Source organism: Pseudomonas sp. MT92 (genome assembly GCF_058792515.1).
The window spans coordinates 240,487-253,638 of record NZ_JBXAFA010000007.1 but is presented as its reverse complement, the minus strand read 5'-3'; the positions used below and the strand labels follow the sequence as shown (position 1 = coordinate 253,638).

General features: G+C 52.5%; 15 protein-coding genes. 8 read left to right on the top strand and 7 right to left on the bottom strand.

Annotation, left to right across the window (positions count from 1 at the left end; all coding sequences use genetic code 11):
* Positions 1-10: 10 nt before the first annotated feature.
* The 4 genes from AC1Q6D_RS15595 to AC1Q6D_RS15580 all read right to left on the bottom strand — a co-directional run bounded on the left by AC1Q6D_RS15595 (position 11) and on the right by AC1Q6D_RS15580 (position 3,476).
* Positions 11-217 (bottom strand): co-regulatory protein PtrA N-terminal domain-containing protein, encoded by a 207-nt coding sequence (locus AC1Q6D_RS15595; protein WP_103406412.1) that lies wholly within the window; start codon positions 215-217, stop codon positions 11-13.
* A 334-nt stretch (positions 218-551) separates the two neighbouring features.
* A complete protein-coding gene (locus AC1Q6D_RS15590; protein WP_103406413.1) occupies positions 552-752 on the bottom strand; it encodes a heavy-metal-associated domain-containing protein in 201 nt (66 codons plus the stop codon).
* A 112-nt stretch (positions 753-864) separates the two neighbouring features.
* On the bottom strand, positions 865-3,219 hold the full coding sequence (locus AC1Q6D_RS15585; RefSeq protein ID WP_103406414.1) for a heavy metal translocating P-type ATPase: 2,355 nt from the start codon (positions 3,217-3,219) through the stop codon (positions 865-867).
* A 2-nt stretch (positions 3,220-3,221) separates the two neighbouring features.
* Entirely contained in the window at positions 3,222-3,476 is a 255-nt protein-coding gene (locus tag AC1Q6D_RS15580) for a DUF2933 domain-containing protein (RefSeq protein WP_146041532.1), read from the bottom strand.
* A 376-nt stretch (positions 3,477-3,852) separates the two neighbouring features.
* Here AC1Q6D_RS15580 and AC1Q6D_RS15575 point away from each other — a divergent pair, with 376 nt between their 5' ends.
* From AC1Q6D_RS15575 to copD, 6 genes are all read left to right on the top strand, one after another.
* Positions 3,853-4,542 carry a heavy metal response regulator transcription factor gene (locus AC1Q6D_RS15575; protein ID WP_103406416.1) on the top strand — a complete coding sequence of 230 codons (690 nt, stop codon included), beginning with the start codon at positions 3,853-3,855 and terminating at the stop codon, positions 4,540-4,542.
* Entirely contained in the window at positions 4,539-5,927 is a 1,389-nt protein-coding gene (locus tag AC1Q6D_RS15570) for a heavy metal sensor histidine kinase (RefSeq protein ID WP_103406417.1), read from the top strand. Before AC1Q6D_RS15575 ends, AC1Q6D_RS15570 begins: the two co-directional genes overlap by 4 nt.
* A gap of 305 nt (positions 5,928-6,232) precedes the next feature.
* Positions 6,233-6,643 (top strand): hypothetical protein, encoded by a 411-nt coding sequence (locus AC1Q6D_RS15565; RefSeq protein ID WP_103406418.1) that lies wholly within the window; start codon positions 6,233-6,235, stop codon positions 6,641-6,643.
* Positions 6,640-8,139 (top strand): multicopper oxidase family protein, encoded by a 1,500-nt coding sequence (locus tag AC1Q6D_RS15560; RefSeq protein ID WP_207291604.1) that lies wholly within the window; start codon positions 6,640-6,642, stop codon positions 8,137-8,139. The genes AC1Q6D_RS15565 and AC1Q6D_RS15560 overlap by 4 nt, the downstream gene beginning before the upstream one ends.
* Before the next feature lie 573 nt (positions 8,140-8,712).
* On the top strand, positions 8,713-9,096 hold the full coding sequence (gene copC, locus AC1Q6D_RS15555; protein WP_103406419.1) for a copper homeostasis periplasmic binding protein CopC: 384 nt from the start codon (positions 8,713-8,715) through the stop codon (positions 9,094-9,096).
* A 3-nt stretch (positions 9,097-9,099) separates the two neighbouring features.
* A complete protein-coding gene (gene copD / locus AC1Q6D_RS15550; RefSeq protein WP_103406420.1) occupies positions 9,100-10,038 on the top strand; it encodes a copper homeostasis membrane protein CopD in 939 nt (312 codons plus the stop codon).
* 207 nt (positions 10,039-10,245) lie between these two features.
* Here the strand turns inward: copD and AC1Q6D_RS15545 are convergent, their stop codons facing one another.
* Together AC1Q6D_RS15545 and AC1Q6D_RS15540 are read right to left on the bottom strand one after the other, a co-directional pair.
* Positions 10,246-10,467: a hypothetical protein gene (locus tag AC1Q6D_RS15545; RefSeq protein WP_492618476.1), complete on the bottom strand. Its 222-nt coding sequence runs from the start codon at positions 10,465-10,467 to the stop codon at positions 10,246-10,248.
* A gap of 533 nt (positions 10,468-11,000) precedes the next feature.
* Positions 11,001-11,375 carry a hypothetical protein gene (locus AC1Q6D_RS15540; RefSeq protein WP_103406421.1) on the bottom strand — a complete coding sequence of 125 codons (375 nt, stop codon included), beginning with the start codon at positions 11,373-11,375 and terminating at the stop codon, positions 11,001-11,003.
* Between the two features lie 320 nt (positions 11,376-11,695).
* Here AC1Q6D_RS15540 and AC1Q6D_RS15535 point away from each other — a divergent pair, with 320 nt between their 5' ends.
* On the top strand, positions 11,696-12,016 hold the full coding sequence (locus AC1Q6D_RS15535; RefSeq protein ID WP_103406422.1) for a helix-turn-helix transcriptional regulator: 321 nt from the start codon (positions 11,696-11,698) through the stop codon (positions 12,014-12,016).
* Positions 12,017-12,146: 130 nt separating this feature from the next.
* Entirely contained in the window at positions 12,147-12,413 is a 267-nt protein-coding gene (locus AC1Q6D_RS15530) for a hypothetical protein (protein ID WP_146041534.1), read from the top strand.
* Between the two features lie 49 nt (positions 12,414-12,462).
* Here AC1Q6D_RS15530 and AC1Q6D_RS15525 read toward each other — a convergent pair whose 3' ends face one another.
* The gene (locus tag AC1Q6D_RS15525) at positions 12,463-12,912 is read right to left on the bottom strand and encodes an Xre family toxin-antitoxin system antitoxin (RefSeq protein WP_103406423.1); all 450 of its coding nucleotides are present in this window, start codon (positions 12,910-12,912) and stop codon (positions 12,463-12,465) included.
* Positions 12,913-13,152: the final 240 nt, after the last annotated feature.

Here is a 13,152-nt window from a genome sequence, read left to right as displayed (position 1 = left end):
GCCAAGCTATTCAGCAATTGGTGTGATCGCCCCCTTTGGCTTTGCTCTCTGCGATCGGGGTTTGAGTGCCTTGCTTTTGGACTACCTGGTACGCTTCCATTGAGTTCTGTCTGGCCGCTTCCATGCGTGCGAATACGCGATCACTGCCGCCTTCGGCCATCGCCAGAGAAGAAACGGTCAAGGCTGCGATGACAAACAGGGCTTTCATGGATTTCATTTGGGTATCCTCGGATGAGATTTGGTTACCCCCGTTGAACCTACATCAAGACGTAGTTCGTGGGGCAGAGTTTAAGACGCGACGCAATCTTAAAACTCTCTTCCTGTCAGGAGCCTTAAGTGAGTATTACAGTTGTGTCAGGTGTTGTGATTTCCTTCTGGAATAATTTCCTGTTTGCACTCGGAGTAGGCATCCCGCCTTGGTAATATTTAGTTTTCCACAAAAAACTAGTTGATCAAACTTAGATCAAGCCATCTTCGCTACGCGCTCGTATCTGAATGAACACTAAAAAGTGTGCATAGGAAACGTGATCGCGCAGGTAGACTGGGGCATCTCAGATGCCGATTTTGGAAGGGAAGCCAAGTGCTTCAATAATTGAACGCACGCGCTCTGGGCTTTCGTTGCTTTCGACGTTGACCTTCCCGGCGGCACGATCCACAGAAACGGTTGCCTGGTTATCTAGCGATTGAATGGCTTTGGTGATTTTACTGACGCAGCCTCCGCAACCAATGCCTGACACTTCTAAGACGAACATAGGTATTCCTCTCGTGTTGAGCAGCCCCATTTAGCCGCAACCACAGCATCAACGTTGACACGGTAGTAAGGTCAAGGGTTGTCTGAACCCGGGCTTGAATGGTGTCGAGGCCTCACTCTATACGGGTGCTCCTCAGCCTCAATGCATTGAACACGACGGATGCGGAGCTAACGCTCATGGCAATGGCCGCGATCATCGGCGATAGGAGATGTCCTGTCAGCGGATACAGGAGACCTGCTGCGAGCGGGATACCCATTGCGTTGTAGATAAAGGCGAAACCCAAGTTCTGCCGCATGTTTTTTACCGTCGCGACAGAAAGGGCACGCGCTCGAAGAATCCCCATCAAGTCGCCTTTTACCAAGGTGAGCTGCGCGCTGTTCATAGCGACGTCTGTTCCTGTCCCCATCGCGATGCCCACATCTGCCCGAGCCAAGGCCGGTGCATCATTGATACCGTCGCCAGCCATCGCAACCCGTCGACCGTATTGCTGAAGTTCTGCGACAAGACGCTCTTTGTCTTGGGGTTTCACCTCACCGTGCACTTCTTCAATGCCCATTTCCTTGGCGACAGCCCGTGCCGTGGTGAGGCCATCTCCGGTGGCCATGATGATCTTTATATTGCCGGCTTTGAGTTTGGTGACAGCCTCCTTGGATGTCGGCTTGATCGGGTCTGACACCGCTAGTAGCCCCGCCAGTATTCCATCGACAGCCAGGTAGATGATGCTGATTCCTTCAAGGCGCAATTGCTCGGCTCGGTTCTTGAGGGGACTAATGTTTACACCAGCCTCTTCCATCAAGGCGGTATTGCCCAGCTGGATTTTCTTGCCATCGACCATACCACTGACCCCGATTCCAGAACCGGACTCGAACGACTCAGGTTTGGTTAGGACCAGGTTCTCAGCCAGGGCATGATCAACAATGGCGTGAGCCAGCGGATGCTCACTGCCTTGATCAAGGCTAGCGGCCAGTTGAAGTACATCACTGGGGACGAACTTCTGCGTGGCCTCCAAACTGTGAAACATCGGACGACCCTCTGTCAGGGTTCCAGTCTTATCCACGATCAGCGTGTTGATCTTGCAAAGGTTCTCGATGGCGCCAGCATCTCTGAACAGGACCCCCATGCTGGCCGCTTTACCGGTGGACACCATGATTGACATTGGTGTCGCAAGCCCAAGTGCGCAAGGGCAAGCAATGATAAGCACAGCGACAGCGTTGATTAGGCCGAAGACCCAGCCAGGCTCTGGGCCAAACAGTCCCCATCCCAAAAGAGTCAGTATGGCAATCGCTATTACGCCCATCACAAAGTAACCAGCGACGACGTCGGCCATGCGCTGCATGGGCGCTTTAGAGCGTTGGGCACGGGCAACCATCTGAACGATTTGCGACAGCATGGTTTCAGCACCAATTTTCTGCGCTTCCATCACCAGGCTGCCATGGGTATTGAGCGTGGCGCCGATTAGGCTATCTCCGCTTCTTTTCATCACAGGCACCGGCTCGCCGGTCAGCATCGACTCATCGACCGCGCTTTCGCCCTCCAGCACTGAGCCATCGACAGGAACCTTTTCACCCGGTCTGACCCGGAGATGATCACCTTTGTGCACATGCGTGAGGGGGATGTCCTCCTCTTTGCCATCGGCATTGATCCTGCGTGCGGTTTTCGGAGACAGGCCAAGTAGAGACTTAATAGCCAAAGACGTTTTTGATCGAGCTTTGAGTTCAAGCATCTGACCGAACAAGGTCAGTGAGATGATCACGGCTGCGGCTTCGAAGTAGACGCCGATACGGCCCTCTTGGATGAAGGTGATGGGAAAACTCTGGGGAAACAGCGTGGCTACGACGCTGTAAAGGTACGCAGCTGCTGTGCCCAGGCCAATCAAGGTCCACATATTGGGGCTGCGATGACGAATCGAATCGATGCCCCTCACAAAAAACGGCCAACCAGCCCATAAGGTTACAGGGGTTGCGAGGATAAGCTCGATCCAGTTCTGGATAGCCCCATGGAAGAGTTGCAACGAGTGTCCCGCCATGGCGAGTACCGTCACGATCACAGTTAATGGCAACGACCACCAAAAGCGACGGGTGAAATCCTTGAACTCGGGGTTTTCTTCCTCTTCCAGCACTGGCATGACCGGTTCCAATGTCATGCCGCATTTAGGGCAGGTACCGGGGCCAGGCCGACGTATCTCTGGATGCATAGGGCAGGTGTATTCAGTAGCTTCCTGAGTTTCAGCTGCCGTTGAGGTATTACTGGAGTGATCGGTATTCAACGGTGGAGCGGTAAAGCGCTGCGGTTCTGCTCGAAATTTCTCTAGGCATTTCAGGCTGCAAAACTGATATGTCTGCCTCAGGTAAATCTCGCTGAACTTGATTGGTGGGGTAACGGCCATGCCACACACCGGATCGCGTAGACCTTCATCCAGGACCTTCGCAGGATGGGGGTGGACTAGGTGACTTGTGGCGTTGGGCATGACTAGTTTCCTTTCTCATCTTTGTTGGTTTTTGCCGAGTGGGCATGTCCACTATGGTCCCCATGGCCGTGTCCAAAAAAATGCATCAAGGGGCAGATTAAAAGGATCAGATAGGGCAGATAAGGCGAAACATGGCCGAAGTGTTCCCGAACCAGGTAGAAGGCGCCAATCGCGACCAGCATGATGAGTACGACACCCATTTTGCTCCTCCAAAATGGAGGGTTCGCGCTTTCAACTGAATGCTGATGAGGGTTCATGATGCAGCTCCCACTGTCTTGGTGGCACGGGTTTCCGTGACGTCTGAGACTGAGCGTAGTCAACGCTATCTTTAAAGCTGTGATCTTGATCAAGTCACGCTTACTTCACATCAAGCGGAGCAACCATTCAGACCGGTGAGTACCCGGCAGGTTAGTTCTTTTGGATACGATTTCGATGGTCTCGTTGCAATGCCGGATCAGAACGCTGCTCGGATCCATAGAAATCCTGATGAATGCTTGTAAGTGCCCATGTTCGACTTTAGACAGCGCTTGCTGACATTTACCTGAAGCCTAAATTACTTTTCTGTCAGTTTCTGGTTGGCTGGACCGATTCGTTGCAAACTCAGTCCGTCATCACTTTGAGATCTACCCTCCCATGAGACTTCTGGTTGCTGAAGACGAGCCGACACTAGGTATCTATGTACAACAGGGTCTGACTGAGGCTGGGTTCAATGTTGACCGATTCACCGATGGTACTGAGGCCCTTCAGCACGCCTTGAGCGAGGCATACGACCTGCTGATTCTGGACGTGATGATGCCTGGCATGGATGGGTGGGAAGTCCTTCAGAAGGTGCGTAAGTCGGGTAAAGATGTCCCCGTGCTTTTCCTGACGGCACGAGACAGCGTCGAAGATCGGGTCAAGGGACTTGAACTCGGAGCCGATGACTATCTGATCAAACCCTTCGCATTTTCTGAGTTGCTGGCTCGGGTCAGAACGCTGTTGCGTCGCGGTAATACCGCTCCTGCGCAAACCCATATGAAACTGGCCAATCTTGAGGTTGATCTGCTCAAGCGCCGGGCGATTCGAGGAGGAAAACGCATAGAACTTACGGCCAAGGAGTTTGCGTTGCTGGAATTGCTGCTCCGTCGTCGGGGCGAAGTGCTATCAAAATCGCTCATTGCCTCGCAAGTCTGGGACATGAATTTCGACAGCGATACCAACGTAATTGAGGTTGCAGTGAGGAGGCTCAGGGCGAAAATTGATGACGACTTTGAGGTCAAGCTCATTCAAACCGCTCGCGGTATGGGCTACATGCTTGACTCACCAGACTCGGAATCAGAATGAACCGCCTATCCCTCACAACACGCCTGAGTTTGATGTTCATGCTTTCGGTGACGGTAGTCCTTACCGTGGCTGGAGTTAGTTTTAATCACCTCAGTCAGCGTCATTTCAAGATGCTGGATCAGCAGACTCTGGACGAAAAACTCTACTCGACCCAAAGGATCTTGGGAGAGCTGCACAACGTCGATCAATTCAGTGAGCTAAAGCCGCAGTTGGAGGCTTTGCTGGGGGCACACCGTGATTTGACCGCGATCATTCAGAACAGCGACGGAAAGCTATTTTTCTCTGGCCCAGGACCTGTTGATATCCCAGAGCAGTTCCGCACACGGGTAAGCAACACTATGTGGGAGTGGCAGGACCAAGAGCACATTTACCGAGGTGTCACCGCCCAAGCAGTTGTTTTCGGGCAGGAGAAACCACTGACTGTGATCTTGATCTTTGATGTTACTCAGCACATGTTTTTCTTTGAAACGCTTCAGCGATGGTTCTGGATTGGGCTGGTGATCAGTGCGCTCATCAGTGCGGGGCTGGGGTGGATGGTTGCCCGTAGCGGCATGCGTCCTATCCGTCAGGTGACCATGGTCGCAGCATCCATGTCTGCCAAATCACTTAAAGAACGCATCCCATTGGCGTCTGTTCCAAAGGAGCTTCAACAGATGGTGTCGTCGTTCAATGCGATGTTGTCACGTCTGGATGATGCTTTTGTGCGGTTGTCGAATTTCTCCGCAGACATTGCTCACGAACTGCGGACCCCCGTTAGTAATCTGATGACCCACACTGAAGTGGTGCTCTCAAGAAAAAGGAATATCGAGGACTACGAAGACAATCTCTACTCGAACCTAGATGATTTAAAGCGAATGTCTCGCATGATCGATGACATGCTTTTCCTGGCCAAGTCCGATAACAGATTGCTTAAGCCCGAGAACAATCAGATAGACCTACAGGAGGAGGTGGGGAAGCTGCTTGAGTACTACCGTCTGTTGGCTGATGAGCGCAGCATTGAGCTTAGCGTTTCAGGAGCAGGAAGTGTCCGGGGTGACGTATTGATGCTGCGCAGAGCCATCTCGAACTTGCTTTCGAATGCGCTACGGTACACGCCAGAGGGGCAAACCATCCGTGTGGATATCCGCCAGAAAAATACCTCGACGATGGTGACGGTACAAAACCCCGGGAAGACCATTGAGCCCGAACACCTTGAGAAACTATTTGACCGCTTCTACCGTGTGGATCCTGCGCGTCGCGAAGGAAGCCCTAGTAACGCAGGGCTCGGGCTCTCGATCGCTCGGTCAATCATTGAAGCTCATGAGGGTAGGATCTGGTGCACTTCATCTAATGGGATTACTGGCTTTCATATTGAACTCCCTAGTGCCGGGCTGAAACGCGCCTAAATTTGGAGACGTTTCTCGAATCCACACTGAGCCCAAGGGCCAAATCTAGCAAGACCAATAGTAGTGACAGGGGGGGATTGACCTATGTCAACGACCTCATTAAGGCGAGCGCTACTATTACAACTAGCAGGGTGGCTAATTAACTGAAGTCCCCCAGGTTCTAGTGCCCTAATCACTTGCAAGCGCAGTCGCGGTTTGCCTTTGGAGTGTGGTTGCGGTGTCCACCATTACCAAATTCCTCGGATGCTTACCGATTCGGCGCAATGCACCCGCGTGAGCTTTCCCCTTATCCTCTGGAGATCGTTATGCAAGCACCACTGAAGCTGGTTTTAGTCGCTCTACTCACGAGCACTGCCTTACTCGCGAATGCCACTGATGCTCATCATCCGGATGACGCCACGCCACCCTCCGCCGAGACAAGCAGTCGGGCCCAGCCTGCCGACAATCAAGCCATGACACAGCAAATGCAAAAGATGCAAGCCGCCCGAGACAAGATGGCCGCCGCCAAGACCCCAGCCGAGCGCCAAGCGGCGATGCAGGAGGGCATGCAGACCATGAAGGGCTCCATGGCGATGATGCGTGATATGCATGCAGGCAAGGGCTGTAAAGACATGGGCATGTCTGGCTCAGAAAATGGCGGCACGGGAATGATGGACATGATGATGAAGATGATGGATCAGCAGTCGAGCATGATGAACATGCAGATGTCCAAATGAAGGCTTACCTGATGCAACGGCGTACCTTCCTTGGAGGGTTGGCGTTGACAGGTCTGGCAGGCCCCTGGTTGCAAGCGTGGTCGGCAGAAACCATGACCTCTACGTCAACACCTCTTGGATTGCCATTGCTGGCATCAGAGGCGCTACCAGCTGGCAGTACACTTCGCGAAATCCCCAAGCTTGCCAACGCTAGCAGCATCCCTGGCCATTTTCAGGCGACCCTGACCGCTGCTCCGCTGGCGGTACCTTTTATCCCCGGACAACCCACAACCGAATTCTGGGCGTATAACGGCGGCCTGCCCGGCCCCCTGATCGAACTGTTTGAGGGCGACACGGTGGTGATCACCTTCGTCAACAATCTCAAACAGCCGTCTACCATCCACTGGCACGGCCTACCGATACCGCCAGAGCAAGATGGCAATCCGCATGACCCGGTACCACCAGGCGGACGCCGTACTTACAGTTTCAACTTGCCCGAGGGAAGTGCCGGCACCTACTGGTATCACCCACATCCTCACCAAAACACGGCGGAACAAGCGTTCCGAGGTTTGGCTGGCCCACTGCTGGTAAGGTCGCGGCATGACCCCCTGGCCGGGTTACCAGAGCGATTGCTGGTGGTCTCAGATCTCAAACTCGACCGTTACGCCTCCATCGCACCGAACGAAGCCAACGACTGGATGAACGGCCGCGAAGGCCAGTTCGCCTTGGTCAACGCCCAGCGACAACCCGTATTGCCATTCGCCTCTGGAGGTCGTGAACGTTGGCGCATTTGGAACGCCTGTAGTGCCCGCTACCTGCAACTCACGCTGCCCGGTAGCACATTGACATTGGTCGGCACCGACGGTGGTCTGCTCGAAGTTCCACAGGCCGGGCTGTCCGAATACCTGTTGGCACCGGGCCAGCGGGTCGAACTGATAATAGACGCAGGCAGCCGTCGCGACCGTACAGAGCTGAGCGCCAATATTTACGCGCGCGGCAAAATGGGCGATGTGGCGCCTGATCACGTCATACCTCTGCTGACGGTTGACTTTACGACGGTCACAGCCAGAGAGCAGGCAGCACTGCCGCTTAAGCTCGGCTCAGTGCCCGACCTTGGTGCGGCTGCGGTACGCAAACAGGTGGTGTTCAGCGAAAAAATGAGCATGGCCAATGGTCGCCATAGCGTGCAGTTTCTGGTCAACGACCAGGAATACGACATGCAACGTATCGATCTGGTTAGCCGAGTCAACGAGGTGGAGATATGGGAAATCGTCAATCATTCTGACATGGACCATCCCTTCCACCTGCACGGCACTCAGTTCCAAGTGGTTGAGCGGGAATTTGACGGAGTAGCCACGCCAGTATCTTTCCGTGCCTGGCAAGACACGGTCAACCTGCGCTCAAGTGAAATCGTACGAATTAAAACGGTACAACGCTGGCCCGGCCTGCGCATGTTTCACTGCCATATCCTTGAGCACGAAGCGATGGGCATGATGGGGCAGCTCAAGGTGGTTTGAACAAGAGCGGCAATGTCGCCCTAGGCCGCATGCTCTCCTGACTCGAACAAGCTGAAGAGTTGCTCGGGTTGGGAGAGAGGGAGCCGGTCCTGATCGACTTCTGCGTTCGCTACCTATCCCAAAAAAATGAATAGCTTTCAAGCTGTCATCATGGCACTCACCATAACTGCGATCCCAGTTCCATCGGTTTGGAGACAAACCACGAGCCTTTCGATGGATACCTGTCTAGTGGCATTGGCTTCACTGTAGCCAACCGATGAGGTGGCAGATAACGCGAAATATCTCATCTCAGGCATTGCCGTTTGTCCCGGTTGGGGCTGTCAGAGTCGATTGTAGCCACAATGCTGAGGTAGAGAGCAGGTACCAAGCTTACTGAATTGTAATCGACCGGTCGGCCGTGATGTGGCATCGTGACTCAGGTCATAGACACAAAAATCTTTGATCAATTACTTTGGTTCCATAACTCGGCATACGTTTGGTTGTCGCATGTGGTTTTAGCCGGACCAATAAGTATAAAACTAGATCTTCCCCGCCAAATCTCGAACCTACAGCTTATGTTGTGAGGAGTCTTGCATGTCAATTTTTAAAACTACCACCGTGATGGTTGCACTTACCGCAGGGTTACTCTTGAGTGCTGTCGCACAAGCGCATCCAAAACTGGTTTCTTCTACTCCTTCGGAAGGTTCGACTTCCGCAGCACCTTCAAAAATTGAGCTGCACTTCTCTGAGAACCTGACGACTCAATTCTCTGGTGCCAAACTAATCATGACCGACATGCCGGGCATGCCGAATTCGCCCATGGGGGTTAAGGCTAGCGTCTCAGGTGGTGACGATCCCAAAATGATGGTTATCACGCCTGCTGCTCCTCTGACCACTGGTACTTATAAGGTTGAATGGCGTGCAGTCTCTTCCGACACTCATCCCGTTACTGGTAACCTTGTTTTTAAAGTGAAATGATCCATGAGCGACTCAATCAACATTGCTGTTCGCTTCGTTCTTTATATGGACCTCATGCTGCTGTTTGGATTAGCCGTTTTTGGTTTGTACAGCCTCAGGGGAAAAGAGCGAGTGTCCGGCGCTGTCTTGAACTTTGAGTCGCTAATTTTCGGCACGGTCGTTGTTGGTATACTTCTGTCTCTCGCGGCCATGTTGTTACTTGCCAAGGCAATGAGTGGCGTTTCCGAGTTTATGGAGCTTCATCGCCATATCTTCGAAATGGTGCTTACGGGGACCGACGTCGGGCTCATGTGGATGATCCGAATAGCTGCCCTGATTCTAGCGGGGATAGGCTTGACGTTGAACAAACGCTTTCCGACTCTCAGCCTGTGGGTGGTTACCTTGTGCGGTGCCGTCGCACTAGCCACCCTCGCCTGGACTGGGCATGGCGCTATGGATGAAGGCGATCGGCGTTACATACATTTCGCCAGCGACATCTTCCACCTGTTGGCGGCAGGAGGCTGGCTGGGGGCTCTGGCGGCATTCGCTTTATTGCTGCGTACGAAGATACTCAATGGCGAACAAGAGGTGCGAATTCTCTCCAGAGTGCTTACCGGGTTTGAGTCAGCAGGTGCATTGATCGTAGTTAGCCTAGGTATTACCGGCGTAGTGAATTATCTGTTCGTGGTAGGCCCAACACTAGATGGTGTGGTGTTTAGCACTTATGGTTCACTGCTTTGTTTGAAAATTTTACTATTTGCAGCGATGCTCGTATTAGCCACGATGAACCGTTTTCACTTGAGTCCTCTTTTAGAGCGATCGATCCAGAGTGGAGAATACACTGGTGCCGTTAATGCTTTGCGGCGCAGTATGGCTCTGGAGTTCTCAGTGGCAATAATCATAGTGTGCCTAGTCGCTTGGCTAGGAACCTTGAGTCCAGAGATGGATGTGGGGGCTGTCTAGAGTTAGTAGTTTAAATGTTCATGCCGAAGTGTTCCATAATTCTTTTATCTATCACCAGCTCTACGCCGAGCTTCCCTGTGTTTGTTAGTTGAGAAGGGTAGGGCGGTATCTGGTTTCGTTTCGGCGTCATTCTTTTATCGATGCCGTGGTGGGCAGGCGGGGAGCAAATGTTTAAGCATTTCAGCTGAACATGGTGCGGGGCCGCTTTCACAAACGCTTCGCTCGCGGCAATTGGTGGCGGCGCTGTCGCTGCTGGCGGCGGTGGAATGGCTGTTGGAACCGCTGTTGTTGCTGGAGCGCAATTCCCGGCGGCGTCTCGAAATTTCTCATCAAGGAGATTTTTTCCTCTGGTCTCAATGCTTCATACGCAGCTCGTGATGTCGCTCTATGCAACGACAGGCGCTCACTTCCCAACGCTTTGATTTTCATCATTTGCTCGCAGCCGTATCGGTCTTCTTCAGGTGCATCGGAATGGGTAGTGTTTTTTCTACCGCGCGCCACCCGTATCGTCGAGAATCGCACCGGCGCTCCCAACCACCGCCCCACCCCCATGGATGTGTTCGCGTAAGCGGTCATCTCCCTTCTATCGAAGGAAGGGCACCAAGGGGGCCATCCTGTCGGCGTAAATTACTGGGTCATTCTTCTAACGGTCGGAGCTTCAGGCCATTCCCGCGTTACCCTACGCAGGAGATCTTAAGTAATGTTCACGGTCCACGAAAAAAGCCGACGTCTTCAAGAATGCCATTCAGCACGCTAACGATTCTGGGCGCTGTATATGGGCTGCAATCTTGTGTAGAAAAGCGCCACGGCAAGTCTCGTCTGGTATTCGTCAAGCGAGCCGGGATTGAAGGCCCAACCTGGAGTTTTATGACGCCTTTGTCGTTGTGTGGGTAGTCGTCCACCCGCTCTATTTGCGGCCTCATCTAGTAATCCAGGTTAATTCACCATGGCTAATTTCATGGTCAATTCTCGTAATGCAAATCGCACCGGGGGTAGTGATAGTGCATGCTCCTGTAGCGAACAGGTGAGCCACAGATCGAGCAGATATTCACCGACATTGCTTCTGCGAGATTGAAGACACCGTTCACGTATTCGTCGCCACCACGGTAGTAAATTCGCAAGCCACCGAATTTTTCTTTCACCTCGAGGACTGTGACTCGCTCGCAATCTGGCGCGATGTCACACCGAGCCGAAACAAGGGAGAGAGCATTGTTGAGTAGGTCATACCAACCATCCTGACATTCGAATCCCCAGAAGTACCTTCCGTTCACAATCGTCGCATCAGGGAATATGTTGAGATTTGGCTTGCAAAGCATCTCTTCGCGCTCGGGACTCATGGGAACCTCCTAACGCCTGGATTGGAGATACTACTCAGTACCTTCATTCGGCTTTCATTCATAAAGTAAATGCTCATTGATGACCAATGCCCGGCTTCGGTGTTGATTGGCGTTACTGGTCCATTGCCTATCAACGACGAAGTTTGTTCCGTGACCACTTTTTCAGCTTTCTACGAAAGCATATCGGGCCATCTGTCTTCGTTGAATTCCGCGATAATTTTTGCATTATTATCTGCGATGTTTTTTACAAAACCCTACAATTGTAGGGCGCTAAAAGGCTGACTTTATGGCTTTATCATTCCCTTTGCAAGGGGTGATCGATGGAGCTGAACGATGCTTTCGCGCTGGCATTGAGGGGTATGCGGTTGGTTCGCCATATGCCACAGCAGAGATTTTTCGGCACTACGAGCCGGGCTTACATGACGCATCTGGAGCAAGGTCGCCGATGCCCAGGGCTTGCGAAGATCGAGGATTTAGCCGCAGTTATGGATGTGCACCCTGCAAGCATGGTCGTTGAGTGTTATCTGAAAAAAAATCCAGAAATGGATCTCGACGGCCTTTTAGCGAAAATCAAACTGGATCTGACGTTCGAATATTTTGAGCCTGTCGCGGCCGCGGATTCCGAGCAGGTGTCTGAGTAAGCAGAGGTCGACACCTCAAGAGTCGGGTGGGTTCTAGGGCAAAAGTGGAATGACCAAGGATCCGTCATGAATATCCTGGTGCGCTCAATCCGCACCGGTAGCCCACGAACCATCACAGCTGGAGAACTAAGTGACAGTATTTTCGTGTCGAGCAGAGTGTCAGGATGATGTTGATGCATTCATCGCGGCAGCAAAGACCCCCGAAGTTGAAATGGTAGTGCGGGCATTTGCTGACAAAGTCTTCCCCGATGTAGAAATCGAGATTACCTGCAACACATCCAAGGACGAATTAAGGAATATCATGCGAGGCGTTGAGGACGGTCATATGATGCGTCAGACATTGCGTCCTTTGCCCATATCCGAAAATTCAATGGAACCTGATTCACGAGTGAAATGAACGCGTCGAAAATGGCGCTGAGCCACGCAGGAATGTTTTGAATCATCGATTACCCAAGCACCCCATTCTCAATCCTCCAAATCAACGATTCAACGAGCTTGATTCCAACGAATGTGGACAACAAGCTCGCAGGCGTGACGTTGCCCAGTGCAATGGTTGGGCGGTTCAACCATTCGACCGTTGACTCTCTGTTTCCCTCGAACAACCCCAGGGCATCTTGAATGAGCAGCGCATAGTGAAAGGCGTAATCGCTTTCGCTGATGGTGAGCTTCTGAGTTTTTTTCCAGCGACGTTGGACCGCGGGGGAAACGCCGAGCATTGAAAAAAGCTCTTTAATAGGCATGCCCACGAGCAGTGCCAGGTCGTGGTAGAAACTCACGTCAAGCTGGTTACGAAGAAGTGCTGCGCAGGCATGCGGATCCTTCCGTAGTGCTAGGGCATCGAAAAAGCGTGTTGAGGGACTGTGGGCAGGTGAAGCGGTTTCAGTGGCTTTGTTCATGGCTATGTCCCGTCCAAAAAAAACTCATGAAGGCCGCAAGAGGGGTAGGCCACTTGGTTAGATCGTATGCTTCAACCCCCAAAAAAGCCCAAGAACGGTATCGATTTTCCATTCCCACACAAAGGCAGCGCATTGTGATTAGATTTGGTGCTGAGGCTCAATATGCACCCCAGAAAGAAAGGCTGTATATGCATCAATATCAGCGCCGCCTTCGCCAACCCTAACCCAGCGGCGGACGCT

Bases quoted from the DNA above. Each gene is read 5' to 3' on its own strand.
- AC1Q6D_RS15525 (WP_103406423.1), bottom strand. From the start codon at position 12,912: ATGAACAAAGCCACTGAAACCGCTTCACCTGCCCACAGTCCCTCAACA.
- copC (WP_103406419.1), top strand. From the start codon at position 8,713: ATGTCAATTTTTAAAACTACCACCGTGATGGTTGCACTTACCGCAGGG.
- AC1Q6D_RS15575 (WP_103406416.1), top strand. From the start codon at position 3,853: ATGAGACTTCTGGTTGCTGAAGACGAGCCGACACTAGGTATCTATGTA.
- copD (WP_103406420.1), top strand. From the start codon at position 9,100: ATGAGCGACTCAATCAACATTGCTGTTCGCTTCGTTCTTTATATGGAC.
- AC1Q6D_RS15595 (WP_103406412.1), bottom strand. From the start codon at position 217: ATGAAATCCATGAAAGCCCTGTTTGTCATCGCAGCCTTGACCGTTTCT.
- AC1Q6D_RS15585 (WP_103406414.1), bottom strand. From the start codon at position 3,219: ATGCCCAACGCCACAAGTCACCTAGTCCACCCCCATCCTGCGAAGGTC.
- AC1Q6D_RS15545 (WP_492618476.1), bottom strand. From the start codon at position 10,467: ATGAAAATCAAAGCGTTGGGAAGTGAGCGCCTGTCGTTGCATAGAGCG.
- AC1Q6D_RS15570 (WP_103406417.1), top strand. From the start codon at position 4,539: ATGAACCGCCTATCCCTCACAACACGCCTGAGTTTGATGTTCATGCTT.
- AC1Q6D_RS15535 (WP_103406422.1), top strand. From the start codon at position 11,696: ATGGAGCTGAACGATGCTTTCGCGCTGGCATTGAGGGGTATGCGGTTG.
- AC1Q6D_RS15590 (WP_103406413.1), bottom strand. From the start codon at position 752: ATGTTCGTCTTAGAAGTGTCAGGCATTGGTTGCGGAGGCTGCGTCAGT.
- AC1Q6D_RS15565 (WP_103406418.1), top strand. From the start codon at position 6,233: ATGCAAGCACCACTGAAGCTGGTTTTAGTCGCTCTACTCACGAGCACT.
- AC1Q6D_RS15560 (WP_207291604.1), top strand. From the start codon at position 6,640: ATGAAGGCTTACCTGATGCAACGGCGTACCTTCCTTGGAGGGTTGGCG.
- AC1Q6D_RS15580 (WP_146041532.1), bottom strand. From the start codon at position 3,476: ATGAACCCTCATCAGCATTCAGTTGAAAGCGCGAACCCTCCATTTTGG.
- AC1Q6D_RS15540 (WP_103406421.1), bottom strand. From the start codon at position 11,375: ATGAGTCCCGAGCGCGAAGAGATGCTTTGCAAGCCAAATCTCAACATA.